General features: G+C 50.9%; 21 protein-coding genes and 1 tRNA gene. All 22 read left to right on the top strand.

All coding sequences use genetic code 11. The features are described 5' to 3' along the window. The first annotated feature begins 6 nt into the window (after window positions 1–6). The 22 genes from rpmF to nadC all read left to right on the top strand — a co-directional run bounded on the left by rpmF (window position 7) and on the right by nadC (window position 20,706). Entirely contained in the window at window positions 7–210 is a 204-nt protein-coding gene (gene rpmF, locus WC592_05695) for a 50S ribosomal protein L32 (GenBank protein MFA4981946.1), read from the top strand. Window positions 211–226: 16 nt separating this feature from the next. Continuing rightward, complete coding sequence (gene plsX / locus WC592_05690; GenBank protein ID MFA4981945.1) at window positions 227–1,216, top strand: phosphate acyltransferase PlsX; 990 nt, start codon at window positions 227–229, stop codon at window positions 1,214–1,216. A 1-nt stretch (window position 1,217) separates the two neighbouring features. Beyond that, the gene (locus tag WC592_05685) at window positions 1,218–2,204 is read left to right on the top strand and encodes a beta-ketoacyl-ACP synthase III (GenBank protein ID MFA4981944.1); all 987 of its coding nucleotides are present in this window, start codon (window positions 1,218–1,220) and stop codon (window positions 2,202–2,204) included. A gap of 4 nt (window positions 2,205–2,208) precedes the next feature. After that, the gene (gene fabD, locus WC592_05680) at window positions 2,209–3,144 is read left to right on the top strand and encodes an ACP S-malonyltransferase (protein ID MFA4981943.1); all 936 of its coding nucleotides are present in this window, start codon (window positions 2,209–2,211) and stop codon (window positions 3,142–3,144) included. A gap of 11 nt (window positions 3,145–3,155) precedes the next feature. Further along, entirely contained in the window at window positions 3,156–3,764 is a 609-nt protein-coding gene (locus WC592_05675) for a rubrerythrin family protein (GenBank protein MFA4981942.1), read from the top strand. A 16-nt stretch (window positions 3,765–3,780) separates the two neighbouring features. Continuing rightward, window positions 3,781–4,743, top strand: a complete 963-nt coding sequence (locus WC592_05670; protein MFA4981941.1) for a radical SAM protein — start codon at window positions 3,781–3,783, stop codon at window positions 4,741–4,743. Between the two features lie 30 nt (window positions 4,744–4,773). Beyond that, window positions 4,774–5,151 (top strand): hypothetical protein, encoded by a 378-nt coding sequence (locus WC592_05665; GenBank protein ID MFA4981940.1) that lies wholly within the window; start codon window positions 4,774–4,776, stop codon window positions 5,149–5,151. After that, the gene (locus WC592_05660; protein ID MFA4981939.1) at window positions 5,123–5,908 is read left to right on the top strand and encodes a hypothetical protein; all 786 of its coding nucleotides are present in this window, start codon (window positions 5,123–5,125) and stop codon (window positions 5,906–5,908) included. Before WC592_05665 ends, WC592_05660 begins: the two co-directional genes overlap by 29 nt. Before the next feature lie 513 nt (window positions 5,909–6,421). Continuing rightward, window positions 6,422–7,429: an NAD(P)H-dependent glycerol-3-phosphate dehydrogenase gene (locus tag WC592_05655; GenBank protein ID MFA4981938.1), complete on the top strand. Its 1,008-nt coding sequence runs from the start codon at window positions 6,422–6,424 to the stop codon at window positions 7,427–7,429. A 36-nt stretch (window positions 7,430–7,465) separates the two neighbouring features. Beyond that, window positions 7,466–7,543, top strand: a tRNA-Pro gene (locus tag WC592_05650). 22 nt (window positions 7,544–7,565) lie between these two features. Continuing rightward, window positions 7,566–8,858, top strand: a complete 1,293-nt coding sequence (locus WC592_05645; GenBank protein MFA4981937.1) for a homoserine dehydrogenase — start codon at window positions 7,566–7,568, stop codon at window positions 8,856–8,858. Window positions 8,859–8,861: 3 nt separating this feature from the next. After that, window positions 8,862–9,923: a threonine synthase gene (gene thrC / locus WC592_05640; protein MFA4981936.1), complete on the top strand. Its 1,062-nt coding sequence runs from the start codon at window positions 8,862–8,864 to the stop codon at window positions 9,921–9,923. A 2-nt stretch (window positions 9,924–9,925) separates the two neighbouring features. Beyond that, complete coding sequence (locus WC592_05635) at window positions 9,926–11,161, top strand: cofactor-independent phosphoglycerate mutase (GenBank protein ID MFA4981935.1); 1,236 nt, start codon at window positions 9,926–9,928, stop codon at window positions 11,159–11,161. Then, complete coding sequence (locus tag WC592_05630; GenBank protein ID MFA4981934.1) at window positions 11,158–12,381, top strand: aspartate kinase; 1,224 nt, start codon at window positions 11,158–11,160, stop codon at window positions 12,379–12,381. The genes WC592_05635 and WC592_05630 overlap by 4 nt, the downstream gene beginning before the upstream one ends. A gap of 18 nt (window positions 12,382–12,399) precedes the next feature. Continuing rightward, a complete protein-coding gene (cimA, locus tag WC592_05625; protein MFA4981933.1) occupies window positions 12,400–13,989 on the top strand; it encodes a citramalate synthase in 1,590 nt (529 codons plus the stop codon). 73 nt (window positions 13,990–14,062) lie between these two features. Further along, window positions 14,063–14,542 (top strand): hypothetical protein, encoded by a 480-nt coding sequence (locus WC592_05620; protein MFA4981932.1) that lies wholly within the window; start codon window positions 14,063–14,065, stop codon window positions 14,540–14,542. A gap of 101 nt (window positions 14,543–14,643) precedes the next feature. Further along, window positions 14,644–15,564: a Fic family protein gene (locus tag WC592_05615; protein ID MFA4981931.1), complete on the top strand. Its 921-nt coding sequence runs from the start codon at window positions 14,644–14,646 to the stop codon at window positions 15,562–15,564. A 2-nt stretch (window positions 15,565–15,566) separates the two neighbouring features. Then, window positions 15,567–15,983, top strand: coding sequence for a hypothetical protein (locus WC592_05610; protein ID MFA4981930.1), 417 nt, complete (start codon window positions 15,567–15,569; stop codon window positions 15,981–15,983). Between the two features lie 15 nt (window positions 15,984–15,998). After that, the gene (locus tag WC592_05605) at window positions 15,999–16,793 is read left to right on the top strand and encodes a retropepsin-like aspartic protease (GenBank protein MFA4981929.1); all 795 of its coding nucleotides are present in this window, start codon (window positions 15,999–16,001) and stop codon (window positions 16,791–16,793) included. A gap of 4 nt (window positions 16,794–16,797) precedes the next feature. Then, a complete protein-coding gene (locus tag WC592_05600; GenBank protein ID MFA4981928.1) occupies window positions 16,798–19,530 on the top strand; it encodes a valine--tRNA ligase in 2,733 nt (910 codons plus the stop codon). Between the two features lie 12 nt (window positions 19,531–19,542). After that, the gene (locus WC592_05595; protein ID MFA4981927.1) at window positions 19,543–19,833 is read left to right on the top strand and encodes a hypothetical protein; all 291 of its coding nucleotides are present in this window, start codon (window positions 19,543–19,545) and stop codon (window positions 19,831–19,833) included. 18 nt (window positions 19,834–19,851) lie between these two features. Then, window positions 19,852–20,706, top strand: coding sequence for a carboxylating nicotinate-nucleotide diphosphorylase (nadC, locus tag WC592_05590; protein MFA4981926.1), 855 nt, complete (start codon window positions 19,852–19,854; stop codon window positions 20,704–20,706). The last annotated feature ends 60 nt before the right edge of the window (window positions 20,707–20,766 follow it).

Raw genomic sequence — 20,766 nt, 5'->3', positions numbered from 1 at the left:
GGAACAATGGCACTACCAAAAAGAAAACACTCTAAGGCGCGGAGAGATAAAAGACGCAGCGCGAACAGTAAGGTATTCATGCAGGACCTTGCCGTATGCACTAACTGCAAAAAGGTAAGGATACCGCACCGTGTTTGCCCTCACTGCGGTTATTATAACGGTAAGCCGGTCGTCATGATGAAAGAAAAAAAGACGAAAAAGAAGCAATAATAAGGAAGAGAAAGATATGAAGATAGTGATCGATGCAATGGGTAGCGATAGGGCGCCCGTCGTAGAGGTCGAAGGGGCGATCCAGGCCGTAGAGGAACTCGGCCATGACCTGATCCTTGTAGGCGACGAGAAGACGATCAGGGCCGAATTGAACAAATATAAGGACTATTCGTCAAAGATAACCGTGTTGCACGCGCCCGAGAGGATAGAGATGCATGAGCCTGCCGCCATCTCCGTAAGGCGCAAGCGCCATTCATCTATAGTCGTCGGACTCGACCTTATAAAGAGGGAACAGGCGGACAGTTTCATCAGCGCCGGCAATACGGGGGCGGTTGTTTGCGCGGCCACGCTCTCTTTGAGACTTTTGCCGGGCATCGAGCGTCCTGGCATAGCCATAGTAATACCGACCCTCGCCGGACCTTCGGTGATAATCGACGTCGGCGCGAATATAGATCCCAAGCCGATCCATCTTCTCCAGTACGGCATTATGGCGGACGCGTATTGCAGGTACATCCTGCGGAAATCGAATCCCAAAGTGGGACTGCTGAATGTAGGCGAGGAGGAGTCCAAAGGGACGGAATTCGTTAAAGAGACCCACACGCTTCTCAGCGAATCAAAACTCAACTTCATCGGGAACATGGAAGGACGCGATATATATGCCGGTACCGCCGACATAGTCCTGTGCGATGGGTTCGTCGGCAATGTCATACTCAAGGTCTCGGAGAGCGTAGTGGATACAATCGTGAAACTTCTTAAGCATGAGATAAAGTCCAATATAATCGCCACGCTGGGCGCCGCGCTCGCGAGCTCCGCGTTTAACGAACTGAAGAAGAAGATGGATTATTCGGAGTACGGCGGAGCGCCGCTTTTGGGCGTAGACGGAAGATGTATCATAAGCCACGGCTCGTCCAGCCCCAAGGCGATAAAGAACGCTATAAGGGTAGCCGGCGAGTTCAAGGACCTGGATGTGAACAAACATATCGTAGAGGAATTGGAGAGTTATTGATATGTGTGAAAAAATCAAGACAGGCATATTGGGGCTGGGGTCGTATCTCCCGGAAAAGGTGCTCACCAATAAGGACCTGGAAAAGATGGTCGATACTACCGACGAATGGATCACCACGAGGACGGGAATCAAAGAGCGCAGGATAGCCCGGCCCGACGAAGCGACGAGCGATATGGCAACGGAGGCGGCCAAGAGGGCTCTCAAAGACGCCAATCTGAAACCAGAGGATATAGACCTCATCATCGTAGCGACCATTACGCCGGATATGTTCTTTCCGGCGACGGCGTGTCTCGTCCAGGAAAAGATAGGCGCGAGGACGGTTCCCGCGTTCGATATAAGCGTAGCCTGTTCCGGCTTCATATACGGGCTCGCGATAGCCGATAAATTTATCTCCTCGGGAACTTATAAGCACGCGCTCGTGATAGCCGCGGAAAAACTCTCGGCGATAACGGACTGGAGCGACCGCGCGACCTGCGTCTTATTCGGAGACGGGGCGGGCGCCGCCGTGCTGGGGCCGGTAGAGCGCGGCGGGATATTGTCGGTCTACCTCGGCGCTAACGGGAAACAGGGCGAACTCATCAAACTTCCGGCGGGCGGCTCCAGGATGCCGGCCAGCAAGAAGACGGTCGAAGACAAGCTTCATTTCATTAAAATGAACGGCACAGAACTCTTCAAACATGCCGTCAAGATAATGGCCGACGCCGCGCTTGAAGCGACAAAACCTCTCGGGCTGACGGCTAAAGATATCGCCCTGGTAATACCTCATCAGGCCAACATCAGGATACTGAACGCCGTGGCGAAGAGGATGGGGTTGACGCCGGACAAGATATATTTGAATATCGATAAATACGGCAATATGTCGGCTGCGTCGAGCGCCGTTGCGCTGGTCGAGGCGATCAAAGAAGGCAGGGTCAAGAAGGGCGAGAAGCTGCTTCTGGACGCGTTCGGCGGCGGGCTGACGTGGGGCGCAATCGTAATAGAGTGGTGAGACAATGGCAGACGCAGCGTTGATATTTCCGGGACAGGGCGCGCAATCCGTTGGTATGGGCAAAGACCTGTATGCCGGTTTCTCTCAGGCGAAAGATGTATTTGACAGGGCAAACTCTGTCCTGAAATTCGACCTGACTAAATTATGTTTCGAAGGTCCGCAGGAGATCCTATCTACTACGCAGAACAGCCAACCGGCTATACTTACCGCAAGCGTCGCGGCCCTGAGGGTATTTGAGTCTTCCTCTTATTATGGGCAGGTCACGTCTAAGTTCAGCCTGGGCTTGAGCCTGGGCGAATACACTGCGCTTGTGGCATGCGGAAGCATGTCATTCGAGGATGCGCTGGTACTCGTCAGGAAACGCGGCGAGCTGATGGAGGACGCGTCGAAGAAGAACCCAGGCAAGATGGCATGCGTTATAGGGATGGACCTTAATCTCGTCGAGGAATTGTGCAAAGGATTCGGTTGCGAGATAGCGAACCTCAATTGTCCCGGGCAGGTCGTAGTTTCCGGCAAGACGTCTAATATCGAGCTTTTTGCGAGCCTTGCGAAAGAGAAAGGCGCCAAACGCGTCCTGATGCTCGATGTAAGCGGCCCGTTCCATTCGTCGCTCATGACCCACGCGCGGGACAAGCTGAAGGACTATATTGAAAAGATCCAGATACTGCCGCCGAGGATACCGTTCATATCGAACGTCGACGCGAAAGTCCAGACCGACCCGGCAAAGATAAAAGAAAACTTGATAGCGCAGGTAAATACAAGGACTCTATGGGAAGAATCCGTCAGGTCGGTAGTCCGGACGGGCGTAAAACTATTCCTTGAGATAGGGCCCGGGCAAGTATTGAAAGGCATCAATAAAAAGATAGACTCAAAGCTGGAGACAAAGAATATCGGTACATCGCAGGATGTGCAGGTATTGACAGCGCAACCGATCTCATAAAGGAGACATTTATGGCAAAGACAGCTGACGAAAAAGCAGCATCAACGAAATCGATAAAGGGGACGAAGACAGAGAAAAATCTTTTGGCTGCTTTTGCGGGAGAGTCGCAGGCCAGAAACAGGTATACGTACTTCGCTAGCGCGGCCAGGAAAGAAGGATTTGAGCAGATCGCCAATATTTTCACGGAGACGGCCGAGAACGAAAAAGAACACGCGAAGGTATTCTTCAAATATCTGCAGGGCGGCGATGTGTCGATAACGGCTTCATATCCGGCCGGCCAGATCAAAGACGCTAAGTCTAATCTTGAGGCCGCGGCGGCAGGCGAGAATCTGGAGTGGACGACGCTCTATGCCGATTTTTCGAAGACAGCCGCGGATGAAGGGTTCCCGGAGATCGCGAGGTCGTTTGAGCAGATCTCCAAAGTCGAGAAGTTCCATGAATCGAGATACAGGAAGCTTATCAATAACATTTCCGGCAATGAGGTGTTCAAGAAGCGGACACCTGTTAAATGGCATTGTATAAACTGCGGTTACGTCTTTGAGGGCGCCGAGGCCCCGCGCGAATGCCCGGCGTGCAAACATCCACAGGCCTATTACGAGCAGCTGGCCGAGAACTACTAAAGACAGACCCTATCTTATGGGATTCGATCCGGAGGAAGTGCTCTTTTCTCCCACCGCGCGGTGCAACCTTGCGTGCCCGCATTGTACCTCCGCAAAGACCGGGCCTAACCTATCCGTCGGAACGGCTGAAAGGTTTTTGGCAGGATGCGGGAAAATAGGCATTAAATACGTCGGTTTTACCGGAGGCGAACCTTTTCTCGCTCCGGATTTTTTATGTTCTCTCACGAGAAAAGCCGTGAGCGAAGGCATGCTATTCGACAGGATAATGACCAACGGCGTATGGTATAAGTCCGGCTCGCACCTCGACGGCGCGCTGGCGCGTCTGCGCAAGGCAGGATACGACGGTTCGATATGCGTGAGCGTAGACGCATTCCATAAGCAGGATCTGAAGAAAGCGGCTCGATTTATTGAAACAGCCGTGTCTATATGGCAGAGGCCGGATATAGTGTCGATCGCAAGGACGACAGGCGCGCGCGACAAAGCTACGGATCGAATGCTTCGGATCCTGGCTCGTTTATTGGGCGCCGGTTATGCGCGGGCAGGCCGAGGTTCGCACTGCATCAGGAACGATTCCGTTTTTGTGAGGGTATCCAACATTGAATTGTCTCCCGTCGGAAAGGCCGGAAGGCTCAAAGATCCATGGGGCGGCCGGTGGTTCAAAGAGGACTATTGTAAAGGGCCCGGTAACGCGTTTTTTGTGATGCCCGACGGCAAAGTGAAGCCGTGCTGCGGATACGCGGCTGATTCCGAAATCCTGACCATAGGGAATATAAAACGCGATTCCGCCGCGGATATATTACGCAGGGCCGGCTCAAACAGGTTTGTTGCCGCGGTATTCGATTCGGGCCTTACCGAGATACGTAAAAAACTCGAGCGCCTGGGAGTGAAATTTCCCGGAAAGACGACAAACCATTGCTATCTGTGTTATTATATATTAAATAATATCCCCGGAGAGATTCTCCGGCGTTGCCTTAAGTAAGGGCCTATGCCAAAAAGACAGGAGACGTTTATGAGAGGAGTGATGGTTTTGGCGGTCGTATCGATCGCATTTATCTGTCCGGCTATTATATTCGCGGAGAATGACATGCAGGGTAACGGTTCAACGCCCGACGTGTCGATACCTCCCGGGATGGAGGCAAGAAAGGTCAATAATGACGTCACCATACTGATGCCGAAAGGCGCGAAGATGCATCAGCGCAATGCCACTACGTTCATCCTTGAAAGCGCGGAAGAGTTTTCGTCGAGGAAATTCGTGGAGGTAGACCGCCGTCTTCAGAAACTGGAGGCGGAGAATGTCGAGCTCAAAAAAGAGATAGACGAACTTAAAACCCGTGTGAATGAGGCAAGGGAACCCGCAGATGAGACGAATGCAACCGAAGTTTATTAACGCGGTTATCTTAGCGCTGATATTTTTATCCGCGGATATTGTTCATGCCGGGACACAAACGGACCAGCTTAATAAGGGAAAACAATTCAAGGAGATACCAGTTAAGGTACTGCGTGAGATCAAGCTTGAAAAGGGTTATCATGAAGGGCTTTTCTGGAACGGCGCCGACATATGGGTGGCGAACGGCCCCGTCGCTAAGGGGTTGAACGGCAATGTATGGGTTGTCGACGCAATGAGCGGCCTGCACGTTCGCGACATCAAACCGATAGGGAGTTTCACCGAAGGGATCACGAGGAAGTCCGGCGACGTATATTTTGTGACCGATTGGCAGGCGCGTAAACTTTACCGGGTCCGCATCGAGAATGACGAGATGGTGCCGGACGGCCTCGAGGTTTCGCTTGCGCCGTCCTTTCCGGCAGGCGTCGTATGGACCGGAAGCCGCTTATTCGTAATAACGTGGACGCGCGGAATGGGCACTAAATTCCATCTTCTTGAGATGAACGAGAACGCCAATATTATAAAGAAGGTGGAGATCAAGTATATCCAGGAACCGTGCCAGATGGCGTGGGACGGTAAAAATTTATGGATAACGAGCTGGTTCGACAAGATAGTCTACAAGATAGACGTTGATAGATATGAAATCATAGGCGCTTTTATTTCGGCTGTGAACAGGGCGACAGGTATAGCGTGGGACGGTAAACATCTTTGGTTGACGGGAACGGCTGCCGACCTGTACCAGCTTGAGGTGTCGAAATGAGGCGAAGGACGTCGATACTGGCCGCGCCCTCCAGCTCTGGGCCGGGGTCAACTCATCGGCAAATATAAGAAGTAATCCGCGAAAGATTTTACTATTCCTGCTCTAACCTAAGCCTAGTTATGTGAGCACTGAAAATATTTCCCCACTCTCATACTACAGGGTCGGTCTTTGTTCAGTCGAAAAACGGGAGCCTGCGGCAACTCGGCCGGCGTCCCGCCTGCCCGGCTTCGACTGTGTCAGGCGGGCAGGCCCGCCTTTGGCGGGACGATGATCCGGCCTCAGACAGCCTTGGCTCTTTTAATATCAAAACATTGTTATATATAACCGTTTTTCTCCATCACAAAGACCTAATATTTTCAATGTGCTCATCATAACGTCGGCTTAGGTTTTTATCTGTTTCCCTAGTAAGATTTTTCGCTACTCAAGTGGCAGAAAATATGAGCTTTTCTTCATTGACATTTTTGCTGTCCTTATGATATATTAAATTTCTTATATCCAAATATTATTATATATATGAATAGAATAAATAATATCTCTATTATAGGCGACGGCGGATGGGGCACGACTCTTGCTATCTTATTGGCAAATAAGGGGTTCGATGTCACTATGTGGGGCGCTTTTCCCGATTATATAGAGATATTGAAGCGCGGCAGGGAGAATCTCAAATTCCTTCCCGGCGTAAAGATGCCGAATAATGTAGGTTTTACCGCGTCCATGAAGGACGCCGTATATGGCAAGGACCTCATCGCGCTGGCCGTGCCTTCGCAGTTCATGAGGGGCGTGCTGAATGAATTGAAGAAAGAAAATACGGCAGATAAAGCTCTCATAAGCGTCACCAAAGGAATAGAGAACGATACGCTTATGCGGATGTCCGAAGTCATACACGAGGTTATGGGCAGCAGGCCTCCTGCGGTGCTTTCCGGGCCGACCATAGCGCTCGAGGTGGCCAACGGAGTCCCCACTACGGCTGTCATATCGTCGGAGGATCTCGGGCTTGCCCGGCAACTGCAGGAAGTCTTTATGACCGACCGGTTCAGAATATACACTACGAATGATATCAAGGGCGTTGAGCTCGGCGGCGCTTTGAAGAACATAGTCGCGATAGCCGCAGGCGCGAGCGACGCTCTCGGATTCGGAACCAACGCGAAGGCGGCGCTCCTTACCCGGGGGCTGGTCGAGATAGTGCGGCTTGGCGCGGCAATGGGAGCGAAGAAAGAGACGTTTTACGGATTAAGCGGCCTCGGCGATCTTACGACGACATGCATAAGCCAGTATTCCAGGAACAGGTGGCTTGGAGAACAGATCGGCCTGGGCAAAAAACTGAAAGATGTGCTGAAAGAGACCGATATGGTCATTGAAGGAGTGGCGACCTCGAAGGCGGCCTATGATCTCTCTAAGAAGCATAAAGTGGAGATGCCGATAACGGTAGAGATATATAAAGTGCTTTACGAGAACAAGGACCCTAAAAGAGCGGTCCATGACCTCATGACCCGAACGCCAAAGATGGAGGACGGGGCTTAGTGATGATGGGTTTGCGGTAACAAAAAATTGTTTTGGCGGGGCGTAGCGCAGATTGGCTAGAGCACTTGCTTGGGGTGCAAGGGGTCGGCGGTTCGAATCCGCCCGCCCCGACCATAACGATTTTTCGAGGAAAGACATGAAAAAGATAAAAATAGGAATTATCGGTTTCGGCAAAATCGGCGCGGGCGTAGTCAAGGCGCTGAAGTCACGGCGGGCTTTTTTGCGCGACAAGAGTGATGTGGATGTTACGGTCTCCTTGATATGCGATAAGGACCTGAAGGCGAAGCGTCCTGTAAAAGTGGACAGGAAGACGCTTACCAGGTCTATAGGGAAGGTCCTGTATGACCCGAAGATAGATATAATCGTAGAACTCATAGGCGGGATAAGGCCGGCAAAGGACGTCGTCCTGGAAGCGCTGCGCCAGGGGAAACATGTCGTAACGGCCAATAAGGCGCTATTGTCGGATTCCGGATACGAGATATTCAACCTCTCGAACGCGCTAGGGCTGTGCGTAGGTTTTGAGGCGAGTGTCGGCGGAGGCATCCCCATAATCCGCGCGATGAAGGAGGGCTTCGTCGCTAACAGGTTTGAGGTAATATACGGGATAATAAACGGGACCAGTAATTTCATATTGTCGAAGATGGCCCAGGACGGCCTCGATTTCAAAGAGGCGCTGGAGATGGCCCAGAAGCTGGGTTACGCAGAGGCCGACCCGTATCTTGACATAAGCGGCGGAGACTCGAGCCACAAATTATCCGTTCTCGCGCTGCTGGGCTTCGGCGCGTCCGTCAAGGCCGGCGGTATTTATACAGAAGGCATTACCAATATCGAAGCCGGAGACATAACGTACGCGAAAGAACTCGGGTACGTAATAAAGCTCCTGGCGATTGCTAAGAGGTACGGAGATTCGCTTGAGCTTAGGGTCCACCCGACGCTTATACCGGAATCGCATATGCTATCGAACGTGAACGGCGTGTATAACGCGATATTTGTAAAGGGCGACCTTGCGGGTGAAAATCTTTTCTATGGGAAGGGCGCGGGCGCCGAACCGACCTCGAGCGCCGTTGTGAGCGACATCATCGCTATATCGAAGCATATAGCTAAGGACGGCGCCAAGGTAGATTGCTGCGTCGGTTTCAAAAAAGACGTCAAGTCGATAAGGGCGATGGATGATATAAAGACCAGATACTACATAAGGTTCTCGGCGATCGATAAGCCCGGAGTCCTGGCCAGGATATCAGGCATACTCGCGAAGTATAAGATAAGCATAGCAAGCGTTTCCCAGAAACAGAAGAAGAGCTCTAAAGTCGTTCCGATAGTCATGATGACCCATGAGGCGCGCGAGCGTGACATGGCTAAGGCGATAAAAGAGATAGACAAGTTGAACGCTATGAAGAAGAAATCGGTCCTGATAAGGGTCGAGAGGTAACGTATGGAAATATGGAACGGTATTATTGAAAAGTATAAGAAATTTTTACCGATAACCGGTAAAACCCCGGTAATCACGCTGAAAGAGGGTAATACGCCGCTGATCCGCGCGCTTCATCTGTCGGCCATGATAGGAGAAAGCGCGGAGGTCTACCTGAAGTATGAGGGGCTGAATCCTACCGGTTCATTCAAAGACCGGGGTATGACCCTCGCTATTTCCAAAGCCATGGAAGAAGGGTCAAAGGCGGTGATGTGCGCGTCTACCGGCAACACTTCGGCATCTGCCGCGGCTTATGCCGCAAAGGCGGGCCTCAAGGCGGTAGTGCTGATACCCGAGGGCTCGATCGCGCTCGGTAAACTGTCGCAGGCTATGATCCACGGGGCAAAGGTAATTGCGGTGAAGGGGAATTTCGATGACGCGCTGGAATTGGTCAGGGATATAACTAAAAAATATCCGCTGACCCTGGTAAATTCAATCAATCCTTACAGGATCGAAGGGCAGAAGACCGGTTCGTTCGAGATATGCGATTGTCTCGGCGACGCGCCCGATTTTCACGCGATCCCCGTAGGAAACGCCGGGAACATAACCGCGTATTGGAAAGGTTACAAAGAATATAAGCATGCAGGTTTTAGTAAAACGCTGCCGAAGATGCTGGGTTTTCAGGCGGAGGGTGCGGCCCCGATAGTTCTTGGCCATCCGGTTAAGGACCCTAAGACCATCGCGACAGCTATCAAGATCGGCAACCCGGCAAGCTGGAAACAGGCCGAATTAGCCCGAGACGAGTCGGGCGGCCTGATAGACGCTGTCACCGACGAGGAAATCCTCGCGGCATACAAATTGCTTGCTGCTAAAGAAGGGGTTTTTGTCGAGCCTGCGAGCGCGGCGAGCGTTGCGGGCATATTGAAATTGGCTAAAAAAGGATATTTTAAGAAGGCTAATGCGAAGATCGTCTGTGTCCTGACCGGCCACGGCCTGAAGGATCCCGACAGGGCAATAGCGAGCGTTGAAAAGCCGAAGGTTCTGGAGCCGAAAATTGAACTGATAGTCAGCGAGATGGGGTTTTGAATATGAAATACGCTATACTTGTAGGCGACGGTATGAGTGACTACCCGATGCCTGAGCTTGACAACAAGACACCTCTTGAAGTCGCCAAGATACCGAATATCAATGAGATCGTGAAGTCCGGCATGATAGGGCTGGTCAAGACCGTTCCGAGGGGCATGAAGCCCGCGAGCGACATCGCGAATCTTTCTATAATGGGATACGACCCGAAGACATATTACACAGGCAGGGGCCCGCTGGAAGCGGCTAACATCGGCATAGAACTCGATACGGACGAAATAGCGTTCAGATGTAATCTCGTAACTGTTACTAACGATACGATGGCCGATTACAGCGCGGGCCACATCTCCGATAAAGAGTCGGCCAAGCTGATGGAGTATTTGAACGAAAAGCTCGGATCCCAGACGATAAAATTTTACCACGGCAAGAGCTACCGCAACCTCGTAGTGATAAAGACGAGGTCGGTAGGCGAATTGAACGAACTGAAGAAAGTCGAATGCACGCCGCCGCACGACATAACGGGAGGGAGCGTTTCGAAACATCTCCCCGCAGGTAACGGCGCTGAGCCTTTAATGCGGCTTATGAACGATTCGAGGCCGTTCCTGGATAAGCACGAGATTAACAGGGTAAGGGTCGATCTTAAGGAGAACCCCGCTAACATGATATGGTTATGGGGGCAGGGCACCAATCCTAACATGCCGAGCTTTAAGGGGATGTTCGACCTCGACGGATCCGTCATCTCGGCTGTCGATCTTGTTAACGGCATCGGCAAACTGATAGGCCTGGAACTTATAAATGTTCCGGGCGCGACCGGTTATTACGATACGAATTATCAGGGTAAGGGGGAATACGCCCTAGAGTCTTTGAAAAGTAAAGATTTTGTATTTGTCCACGTCGAATCACCGGACGAGGCCGGGCATAACGGCGACGTAAGGGCGAAAATAACCGCAATAGAGAATTTCGACAAGTTCGTCGTAGGCGCCGTATGGAGATATCTGAAGCAGACCAAGGATTTCAGGATAATGGTATTGTCGGACCACGCGACGCCTGTCTTGCTGAAGACGCATGTCTCCGATCCCGCGCCGTTTGCTATGGCGGGGAAGGGCGTCGGGCATAATGGATTTGACATTTACAGCGAATCAAACGCCGCGCTCGGCAAGATAAAATTCAGGTCGGGAGCGGCGCTTACCGAAGCTTTGATGAAGAGCGCGAACGTAGAGTGCCGGAAGGTGGTTATATGAATAAGGGGGTCATCGTCCAGAAATACGGCGGGACCAGTGTTGCTGATGTCGAACGCATACAGCATGTGGCCGGACGGGTCGTAGCTACCGCCAGAGACGGTTACAACGTAGTCGTCGTAGTTTCCGCGCTCGGCCATACTACCGATGAGTTGATAGCATTGGCCAATAAGATAACAGCCCAGCCGTCCGAGCGGGAGCTGGACATGCTTATATCGACAGGTGAGCAGGTATCGTGCGCGCTTTTGGCGATGGCAATACATAAGCTGGGCGTTGACGCTATATCTTTTACAGGCGCTCAGGTCGGTATAATGACAGACGACTCTTTCACAAAGGCCAGGATCGTGGACATCAACGCAAAAAGGATAGTGGAAGAGCTGAAAAAAAAGAAGATCGTGATAGTAGCGGGCTTCCAGGGCGTGAATGTTAACCAGGATATTACGACTCTCGGCAGGGGAGGCTCAAACCTTACCGCCGTGGCGCTTGCTAAGGTATTGAATGCGGTATCGTGCGAAATGAATACGGATGTTGAGGGCGTCTTCACAGCGGACCCCAGGGTGGTAAAGGACGCGAAGAAGCTGGACAGGGTAAGCTATGAGGAGATGTTCGAACTTGCGTCCCTGGGGACCCAGATACTCCAGGCGCGTTCGATCGAATTCGCTATGAAGTTCGGTGTGCCCATACATGTCAGATCGACATTTTCGAATAAGGCGGGGACGATAATCTCCAAGGAGGTAAGGGCGATGGAAAATATAGTTGTTTCCGGAGTTGCGTTAAATAAAGATGAGGCGAAGGTCACTATCTGCGATGTCCCGGACAAGCCGGGGATAGCTGCCAAGATATTCAAGGATATAGCCAAGGGCGGCATTAACGTTGACATGATAGTGCAGAACGTCTCCAGGACCGGTTCCACCGACCTGTCATTTACCGTTCCCGCGACGGACCTTAACAGGACCATAAAAGTCGCCAGGGAGCTGTCGAAGAAGGTCGGGGCCGGTGACATCACCTTTGATAAGGATATAGCAAAGGTCTCCGTGGTAGGTATAGGCATGAGAAGCCATTCCGGCGTCGCGGCGAAAATGTTCGAGGCGTTGGCGGAGAACAAGATTAATATAGAAATGATCTCTACGAGCGAGATAAAGATATCCTGTATAGTTGAGAAGAGGCGCGGCGAGGATGCCGTGAGGGCGATCCACGGGAAGTTCGGATTGGGCAAAAAATAGAGCTAAAAAGAGGGACCTATGGGTAAAATCGAGCTGTATGACACTACTTTGCGCGACGGGGCGCAGTCGGAGGGGATTTCCTTTTCGGTCGTTGATAAGCTCAAGATCTGCGAGAAGCTGGACGCGCTCGGCATAGACTTTATCGAAGGCGGTTGGCCCGGAGCGAACCCGAAAGATATGAGCTTCTTTAAGAAGGCTAAATCCCTTCATCTGCGATTTTCAGAACTTGTCGCTTTCGGCAGTACCAGGCGCGCGCACACCAGGGCCTCGATGGACAAGGTGCTCAATAACCTCGTGGCGGCAGGGACGAAGTACGTTACTATCTTCGGTAAGAGTTGGGACCTCCACGTGGAAGAAGTCTTCAATGTCGACCTCGACGAGAATTTGAGGATGATAGAAGATTCTATCAGGTTCTTAAGGTCTAAAGGCCGCGAGGTTTTCTACGACGCCGAACATTTCTTTGACGGATATAAGGGTAATAAGGAATACGCCCTTAAGACCCTGAAGGCCGCTGAGGCGGCCGGCGCGTCCAGGATCATATTGTGCGATACGAACGGCGGCACTATGACTACCCAGGTTTTTGAGATAGTCGAAGAGGTCAAAGCCGCTATCTCTGTTCCGCTGGGAATACATGCTCATAACGATTGCGATATGGCCGTCGCGAATTCTATTGCCGCCGTCCAGGCGGGCTGCGTCCAGGCGCAGGGCACCATGAACGGTTACGGCGAGAGATGCGGTAACGCGAACCTCGTATCGATAATTGCCAACCTAAAATTAAAACTAGGCATGGCATGCGTATCCGGCCTGTCGCTTAAAGAGCTGACGGAAGTTTCCAGGTTTGTAGCGGATGTGTGCAACATGAAACTGCAGGACAACCAGCCTTATGTCGGCAACAGCGCGTTCGCCCACAAAGCGGGGGTCCATGTCAACGCCATATTGAAGAATCCAAGGACCTACGAGCATGTGGATCCTCATAGCATAGGGAACCACAGGAGACTCTTGATCTCCGAGCTGTCGGGAAAATCTACCATCCTGAAGAAAGCGGAGGAGATGGATCTGGGTATCGATAAGGACGGGAAGGGGTCTAAGAAGATCCTGAAGATCCTGCAGGATCTTGAGCATAAAGGGTATCATTTTGAGGCCGCGGAAGCTTCCCTGGAGCTACTGATTAAACGGGTATTGAAGAAGTTCAAAAATTTCTTCGACCTGGAAGATTTCAGGGTAATCATGGAGAAGAAAAAAAACGGCAAGATGTCTTCGGAGGTTGTTATCAAGCTGAAGGTCGGCAAAGAGCTGGAGCACACAGCCTCTACAGGAGACGGCCCTGTGAATGCCCTCGACAGCGCTTTGAGGAAGGCGTTGAAGAAGTTCTACCCGAGCCTCGACCAGATGCACCTCATGGATTACAAGGTTAGGGTCCTTGACGAGAAAGAGGGGACGGCCGCCAAGGTCCGCGTATTGATCCAATCACAGGACAAGGCCGATTCCTGGTGGACGATGGGGGTTTCGGAAAATATCATAGACGCTTCCTGGCAGGCCCTGGTAGATTCGGTGGAGTATAAGCTTCTCAAGGATTCGGAACGGTCGAAGGCCGGAACGTCGAAATGAACAATTATTTATGATCCTGTTTAACAGAAGAACTCCTGTTATTGTTTTAGTGTTATTAGCAGGCTATCTGAGTTTGACAACAGCTTCCTCGCCAGCCGCAACGCGCCGCGACGCCGGTATCTGTAAGGATAAGAACGGTTATTTTGCATTCTCTCCTCCTAAAGGCTGGAAGATAGAGGACCATTCGGATGGCGTCAGGAGTGTTTTGTATTTTATCGCGCCGGATAGCGGCGCCGGCATAGAGCTACTCGTCAGACCGGTGAAAGGTAAGGGTGTTGATATCCAGGCCGGCCGGCAGAAGTTCCTCGAAGACCAAAGACTTCATTTTCCGGAAGGAAAATTTCTTCTTTCGGATGACCGCCTGTGCGGATATGACGCTTCCAGGATAGAGATAGAGATCCCTGGCGGCGTTAAGCAGGAGCTCTACCTGTTTGACGCGGATGGAATGCTGTTCAACCTGAACTATTCCGCCTCTGATAGTATAAACTTCGATAAATACAAGGAAGCGGCCATGGCGTCTTTCAGGTCTATTGAGGTTTCCGGCAGGAGGTAGCAAATGAAGACTGTCCTTGACTTATTATAGGACATATGGTATATTTTATTAAAGTCTAGGTATAGGATAAATGTCCTATTGACAAATGCAGGTTAAATTCGATGAAAAGGATAGAAATTACAGATAAAGATAAGCTAGTCCGGCTGATTAAGGAAGCGGGTGTTTCGCGGTCCGAGATCGCACGGCTTTTGGAGGTAAGCTACAAGACGGTCTACAGATGGATCGATAAGGGCGTTCGGCCTCATCCGGCACAGTCGCGCCACCTGGACGAACTTTTCAAGGAGCATGTCGACCTTTCAGGTTTTGTGGAGAGACTTAAGAAAAGCCTGAGCGACCCGATAAAAAAGCTTAAAGACGACCGGAAAGTCCGTGAAAGATTTTTTCTCGAGATGACCTATAATTCCAACGCCATTGAGGGCAGCCGCATGACGATGAAAGAGACCGAAATGGCGATAAACGGTAAGAAAGTCAGGGGCAAGGAGTTTTTTGAGGTCCTGGAGGCCGTGAACCACGATAACGCCCTGAAGTATCTGCTCGAGACCATAAAGCCGGGCTTTAAGATCGATGAGGCGTATATATTAAAGCTCCATTCGATCATTCTGTATAATTTTAATAATAAGCTTCCCGGAAAGTACAGGACAGGCCACGTCAACGTCACGAACACGGAATTAATAGTGCCGGCGGCGCAGGCCGTACCCGTCAAGATGCGTTCTTTTTTTGGGCGGGTTAACAGTTACGGCAACGACGCCATAAAGAAGATCGCGCACGACCATTACGAATTTGAAGGGATACATCCTTTCTTTGACGGCAACGGCAGGGTGGGAAGGCTGATAATACTGGCCCAGGCCCTTTCAAAGGGGTATCCGCCCATGCTTATCCAGGTCGAAGACAGGCATAAATATTATACCGCTCTCGCTAAGGGCGACATGGGCGAGTTCAGGAATATGGTCCAGGTTGTATGCGACGGTATGATAAAAGGATATAACCTGTTAACGGGAAATGGCGAAAAATCCGGAGGTTGAATATGGTAAAGAACGTTTATCTGGGCGAAGAGATAGTGATAAATACGACGAACAAGATAGGCCTGCTGGCGGACATATCGATGATGCTGGCAAATAACGGGATCAATGTCGATGCGGTCGTAGGATACGAGGCCGGGAAGTCGGCTAAACTCATGCTCGTAACCAACGCTAACATACGTATTTTAAACGACCTGAGGAAAAAGAGATACAAGTTGGTCAAAGAGACGGAGGTCGTTATCGTTGACCTCGAGAACAAGCCGGGCGCGTTGAAAGTGGTGACTACCGAGCTACGCAAGAACAAGATCGATATTAAATATTTATACGTAACGGCCTGTTCTTGCGGCGGCTCTTCGCGCATGGTAGTCTCGACGGACGATAATGAGACGGCTATAGCGTTACTGTCAAAGTTCATGAAATAAGGTGCGAAAGTGATTATGTCAGGGAAAATATCGGCAGTCATTGCAGTGATGTCGGGCGTCGCCTTATTCTGCGCGGCGGGTTCCGGGGCGGACACCGTCTATTTCAATAGCGGCGGCACTATAGAAGGCGTAATAAAGACGGAGAGCGCAGATTCTGTGGAGGTCGATGTCGGTTTCGGCACCATCACGTGTAATAAAGACCAGATAAAAGAGATATACCGTTCGACGGCTGAGGAGCTTTTCGCGCTGCGCGAGAAGTGGGAGAATAAGAAGAAGGAACTTGAAGCGCAGGAAGAGGAGTTTTTCAGGGAACGCGAGAGACGCTTCACTGACTATGAAAAGCAGATCGAGGAGGAGCAGCAGAGGAAAACGGCCTCGGAGTCCGGAAAGAAAGAGATCAAGGTCAAGAGAGACGAGGGATCGCACGGCATAATCGTCGATGCGCTGTTGAATGATAGTATAAACGTCAGCCTTGTGCTGGATACCGGCGCGTCCCTTGTTGTGCTGTCGAAGAAGATAGGCGAGGAGTTGGGGGTAGACCTGGCGGATACGACCAAAGATATGGCCAAATTACATGTGGCCGACAATCGCGCCATAGACGCAAAGCTGTTCATGTTGAAGAGCGTGCGGGTCCAGGAAGCGGAGGTCAATGACGTGATGGCCGCGATCATCGTAGATGATATAGGCGGCATAGGATCCAAAGATGGGTTGTTGGGGATGTCGTTCCTGGGGCGTTTCAATCTTAAGATAGACCTGGCCAACATGAAGATGACCTTGGAGAGCATAAATAAACAGCATGGAAAAGACTAAAGATATGAATCCGGGTGAATTGGCAAAGGCGTATAATCCTTATGAAGTAGAGGATAGGCTGTATAAGTCATGGGAAGATCAGGGTTATTTTCACGCGACTCCGAAATCCGGGAAGAAGCCGTATTCTATTGTGATACCTCCTCCGAATATCACGGGAATTCTCCATATGGGCCATGCCCTTAACGATACCATCCAGGATATATTGATACGATTTAAAAGGATGCAGGGCTTTGAGGCGGAATGGATGCCCGGGACTGACCACGCGGGCATCGCGACCCAGAATGTCGTCGAGAGGAAGCTCGCGAAGGAAGGGGTCAAGAGGCACGATCTCGGCAGGGAAAAGTTCGTGGAGGAGGTATGGAAGTGGAGAGAGGAATACGGCTCTACGATAATCAGGCAGCTTAAGAAGCTCGGCTGTTCATGCGACTGGGAACGGACGCGCTTTACGATGGATAAAGGCCTCTCGTACGCTGTCCTGGAGGTATTCACGCGTCTTTACGCAAAAGGGCTCATCTATAAAGGGAATTATATAATCAACTGGTGCCCGAGGTGCCAGACGGCATTATCCGATGAAGAGTCGCAGCATAGAGACGTAGACGGCATGCTCTATTATATAAAGTACCCGATAAAAGGCGGATCAGGCAAAAAAGGAGAGGACCATGTTATCGTTGCGACGACAAGACCTGAGACGATGTTGGGCGACGTCGCGATCGCGGTGAATCCCAAGGATAAGAGATATAAGGACCTGGAGGGTAGGACGATAATGCTTCCTCTTCTGGACAGAGAACTGAAGATAATATTCGACCCGCTTGTCGACCTGAAGTTCGGCACAGGCGCGCTGAAGGTCACGCCTGCCCATGATCCTGTGGACTTCGAACTTGGGAAGAAACACGGACTGGAACAGATAAATGTGATGAACGACAACGCGACCATAAACGCGACCGGCGGCGAATATGAGAATATGGACAGGTTCGAGGCGAGAGAAGCGATCATTGAGGACCTGAAAGAGCGGGGGCTATTCGTAAAATCGGAGGCGCACAGGCATGCGGTGGGCCACTGTTACCGGTGCCATACTATGGTAGAGCCGAGGCTTTCTCCCCAATGGTTCGTCAAGATGAAACCTCTGGCAGAACCGGCTATAGAGGCAGTCAAAAAGGGGAAGATAAAATTTTACCCCGCAAGATGGACTAAGGTATATCTGGATTGGATGGAGAATATAAGGGATTGGTGTATCTCGAGGCAGATATGGTGGGGGCACCGCATACCTGTCTATTACTGTAATGGTTGTATGCGGAATGACCAAATTCCAAATCCCAAATTCCAAACAAATTCCAAATCTCAAACTATAAATTCAAAACAAAGAGGGATAATAGTATCTAAAGTGAAGCCGGAGAAATGCCCTGAATGCGGATCGACTGAAATAGAGCAGGATCCTGATGTGCTCGATACATGGTTCTCTTCGTGGCTTTGGCCGTTTTCGACGTTCGGCTGGCCCGGGGAGACGCCGGATCTGAAATATTTTTATCCGACAAATTCCCTTGTTACGGCGCAGGAGATCATCTTCTTCTGGGTGGCGCGCATGATAATGGCCGGTTATGAATTCATGGGCGATATCCCGTTCAAGAACGTATATATACACGGAACGGTGAGGGATATAACAGGAACGAAGATGTCGAAATCGCTCGGCAATGTCATAGACCCGCTCGATATGATCGCAAAGTACGGGACTGACGCGCTCCGTTTCAGCATAATATCGATAACCGCCCAGGGGCAGGACGTATTCCTTTCCGAAGGCAAATTCGAGCTCGGCCGGAACTTCGCGAACAAGATATGGAACGCTTCCAGGTTCATTCTCATGAACCTGAAGGCCGGTGAGGTGGATGCGGACTTATGCGTATTCTTCAAAGCGGCCAGGTTATCGCTTTCCGAGAGATGGATACTGTCGCGTTTCTATTCCACATTAGGCTATGTCGGGGAATGCCTTGACGCATACAGGTTCAATGAGGCGGCGAATTCCATATATGAGTTCATGTGGCACGAGTTCTGTGACTGGTATATAGAGATAGCGAAATCGACCATAGACCAGAAGACGTCGCAAATGATGTTGTATAAGATCCTCGAGAAGTCCCTTAGGATGCTCCATCCGTTCATGCCTTTTGTGACGGAAGAGATATGGCAGAAATTGCCGAGGGGCAAAGATACGCAAGGCGCATCCATAATGGTCCAGCCCTGGCCGCATGTCCAGAAAGAGATGATATCGAAAGAGGCCGAGGACGGCATGAAGAAACTTATCGGACTGATCACCTCGATAAGGAACATGAGGTCGGTCTGGAACATTGAGCCCAGGTTTGAGATATCGGTCATGATGAACGTGCACGGCAAGCGCGATGAGGCGCTCCTTACAGAGAACGCGGATATGATAAAACGTCTTTCCAGGGCGGCGGACCTTAAGATAGGCAAGCTGTCGAAGCCGAAGAACGCGGCAGTCAGCGTCGTGGGCGAGATAGAGGTGTATCTGCCATTGGAAAGCGTCATAGATTTCGAAAAAGAGAAGGGAAGGCTGAAGAAAGAAGGGACGAGGATCACAGGCGAGATCGAAGCGATCGGCAAAAGGCTCAAAGACAGGAACTTTACGTCCAAGGCCCCGAAAGAGGTAGTTGACAAGCAGAGAGAACGGCGCTCGGAACTCGAAATACAATTGAAGAAGATAAAAGATAACGTGAAGGAATTAAAATAAGGAGGTTGTTCTATGAAATATGTGCTGTTGGTCTTGTTCGCTATTTTCGGACTGTGCGCGGTTCCGGATTGTTCTGCGGAAGAGGGCGGCGATAAAACTGTCGCGGAAGAGAAGACGTCCTCCGAGAGCGAGTCCGAGGAGAACATGAAGCCTATAGATCTGGGTGACGAGGGGGAAAGAAGGGCTGATGAAGGCGGCTGCGGGGTCGATAACCCTCAGATGATGCCGCCCGGAGACGACGTAGATGAGAATACGGGCGCGCCGAATATCGTCGAGAGCGATACAACGGGCGAGATAGAATAAAAGGATAAGCATCGATCTATGAAACTCGATAAATACAGGGTATTGCCGATAATCAAGGCCGCGTTGAAAGAGGACATAGGTAAGGGTGATATAACTACTAACGTCCTCATAGATAAGATCACAAGCCGAAATGCCGTTATAGTGGCCAGGGAGGACTGCGTCGTCTGCGGGCTGGAGATATGCGAATGGCTTATGTCCCAGATGGATTACAGCGTCAGGTTCAAACCTAACTGCAGGGACGGCGTGTTTGTCGGGGGAGGCAAGGAGGCAGCGTTCTTAGAAGGGCGCCTTGATTCGATACTGAGGGCTGAGCGAACGATGCTTAATTTTCTTTCTTTCTTAAGCGGCGTCGCGACCAGGACGAGACAATTCGTCGAAAAGGCCAAGCCGTACGGCGTTAAGGTAATGGATACGCGCAAGACGCTGCCGCTTCTCAGGTATCTGGAAAAATACGCGGTCTTTACCGGCGGCGGAACGAACCACAGGATGGGCCTGTATGACCAGGTATTGATAAAGGATAACCATATCGAAGCTCAGGGCGCGGGAAAGCGGCTTAAGACATTAGTAGAGCGCGCGAGGAAGGGTAATTTAAAAGGTACGGTCGTAGAGATAGAGGTTGCGAGCATAGAGCAATTTAATGACGCCCTGGAAGGCAAGCCCGATATAATCATGCTCGACAATATGGGGGTAAGGGAAGTGAAGGCCTGCGTAGAGATAAAGAGGCTGGCGAAAGTGAAGCCTTACCTCGAAGCATCGGGCGGGATTACGCTGGAGAACATAGAGGATTATGCCAAGACGAAAGTGGACATGATCTCGGTCGGTTCGCTTACCAATTCTGTCAAAGCGATCGATATGGCGTTAGATATTGTGTAATGTGTAAAGTGTAATGTGTAATGATAGTGGAATGTAACTATGTGTAATGGAAAATTCTCT

The organism is Candidatus Omnitrophota bacterium (assembly GCA_041648975.1).
In the GTDB taxonomy this organism is placed as follows: Bacteria; Omnitrophota; Gorgyraeia; order 2-01-FULL-45-10; family 2-01-FULL-45-10; genus JAQUSE01.
Note: the sequence above shows the minus strand (reverse complement) of the source record. Positions and strands in the feature narration are given on the sequence as shown.

Bases quoted from the DNA above. Each gene is read 5' to 3' on its own strand.
- rpmF (MFA4981946.1), top strand. From the start codon at position 7: ATGGCACTACCAAAAAGAAAACACTCTAAGGCGCGGAGAGATAAAAGA.
- plsX (MFA4981945.1), top strand. From the start codon at position 227: ATGAAGATAGTGATCGATGCAATGGGTAGCGATAGGGCGCCCGTCGTA.
- WC592_05685 (MFA4981944.1), top strand. From the start codon at position 1,218: ATGTGTGAAAAAATCAAGACAGGCATATTGGGGCTGGGGTCGTATCTC.
- fabD (MFA4981943.1), top strand. From the start codon at position 2,209: ATGGCAGACGCAGCGTTGATATTTCCGGGACAGGGCGCGCAATCCGTT.
- WC592_05675 (MFA4981942.1), top strand. From the start codon at position 3,156: ATGGCAAAGACAGCTGACGAAAAAGCAGCATCAACGAAATCGATAAAG.
- WC592_05670 (MFA4981941.1), top strand. From the start codon at position 3,781: ATGGGATTCGATCCGGAGGAAGTGCTCTTTTCTCCCACCGCGCGGTGC.
- WC592_05665 (MFA4981940.1), top strand. From the start codon at position 4,774: ATGAGAGGAGTGATGGTTTTGGCGGTCGTATCGATCGCATTTATCTGT.
- WC592_05660 (MFA4981939.1), top strand. From the start codon at position 5,123: ATGAGACGAATGCAACCGAAGTTTATTAACGCGGTTATCTTAGCGCTG.
- WC592_05655 (MFA4981938.1), top strand. From the start codon at position 6,422: ATGAATAGAATAAATAATATCTCTATTATAGGCGACGGCGGATGGGGC.
- WC592_05645 (MFA4981937.1), top strand. From the start codon at position 7,566: ATGAAAAAGATAAAAATAGGAATTATCGGTTTCGGCAAAATCGGCGCG.
- thrC (MFA4981936.1), top strand. From the start codon at position 8,862: ATGGAAATATGGAACGGTATTATTGAAAAGTATAAGAAATTTTTACCG.
- WC592_05635 (MFA4981935.1), top strand. From the start codon at position 9,926: ATGAAATACGCTATACTTGTAGGCGACGGTATGAGTGACTACCCGATG.
- WC592_05630 (MFA4981934.1), top strand. From the start codon at position 11,158: ATGAATAAGGGGGTCATCGTCCAGAAATACGGCGGGACCAGTGTTGCT.
- cimA (MFA4981933.1), top strand. From the start codon at position 12,400: ATGGGTAAAATCGAGCTGTATGACACTACTTTGCGCGACGGGGCGCAG.
- WC592_05615 (MFA4981931.1), top strand. From the start codon at position 14,644: ATGAAAAGGATAGAAATTACAGATAAAGATAAGCTAGTCCGGCTGATT.
- WC592_05610 (MFA4981930.1), top strand. From the start codon at position 15,567: ATGGTAAAGAACGTTTATCTGGGCGAAGAGATAGTGATAAATACGACG.
- WC592_05605 (MFA4981929.1), top strand. From the start codon at position 15,999: ATGTCAGGGAAAATATCGGCAGTCATTGCAGTGATGTCGGGCGTCGCC.
- WC592_05600 (MFA4981928.1), top strand. From the start codon at position 16,798: ATGAATCCGGGTGAATTGGCAAAGGCGTATAATCCTTATGAAGTAGAG.
- WC592_05595 (MFA4981927.1), top strand. From the start codon at position 19,543: ATGAAATATGTGCTGTTGGTCTTGTTCGCTATTTTCGGACTGTGCGCG.
- nadC (MFA4981926.1), top strand. From the start codon at position 19,852: ATGAAACTCGATAAATACAGGGTATTGCCGATAATCAAGGCCGCGTTG.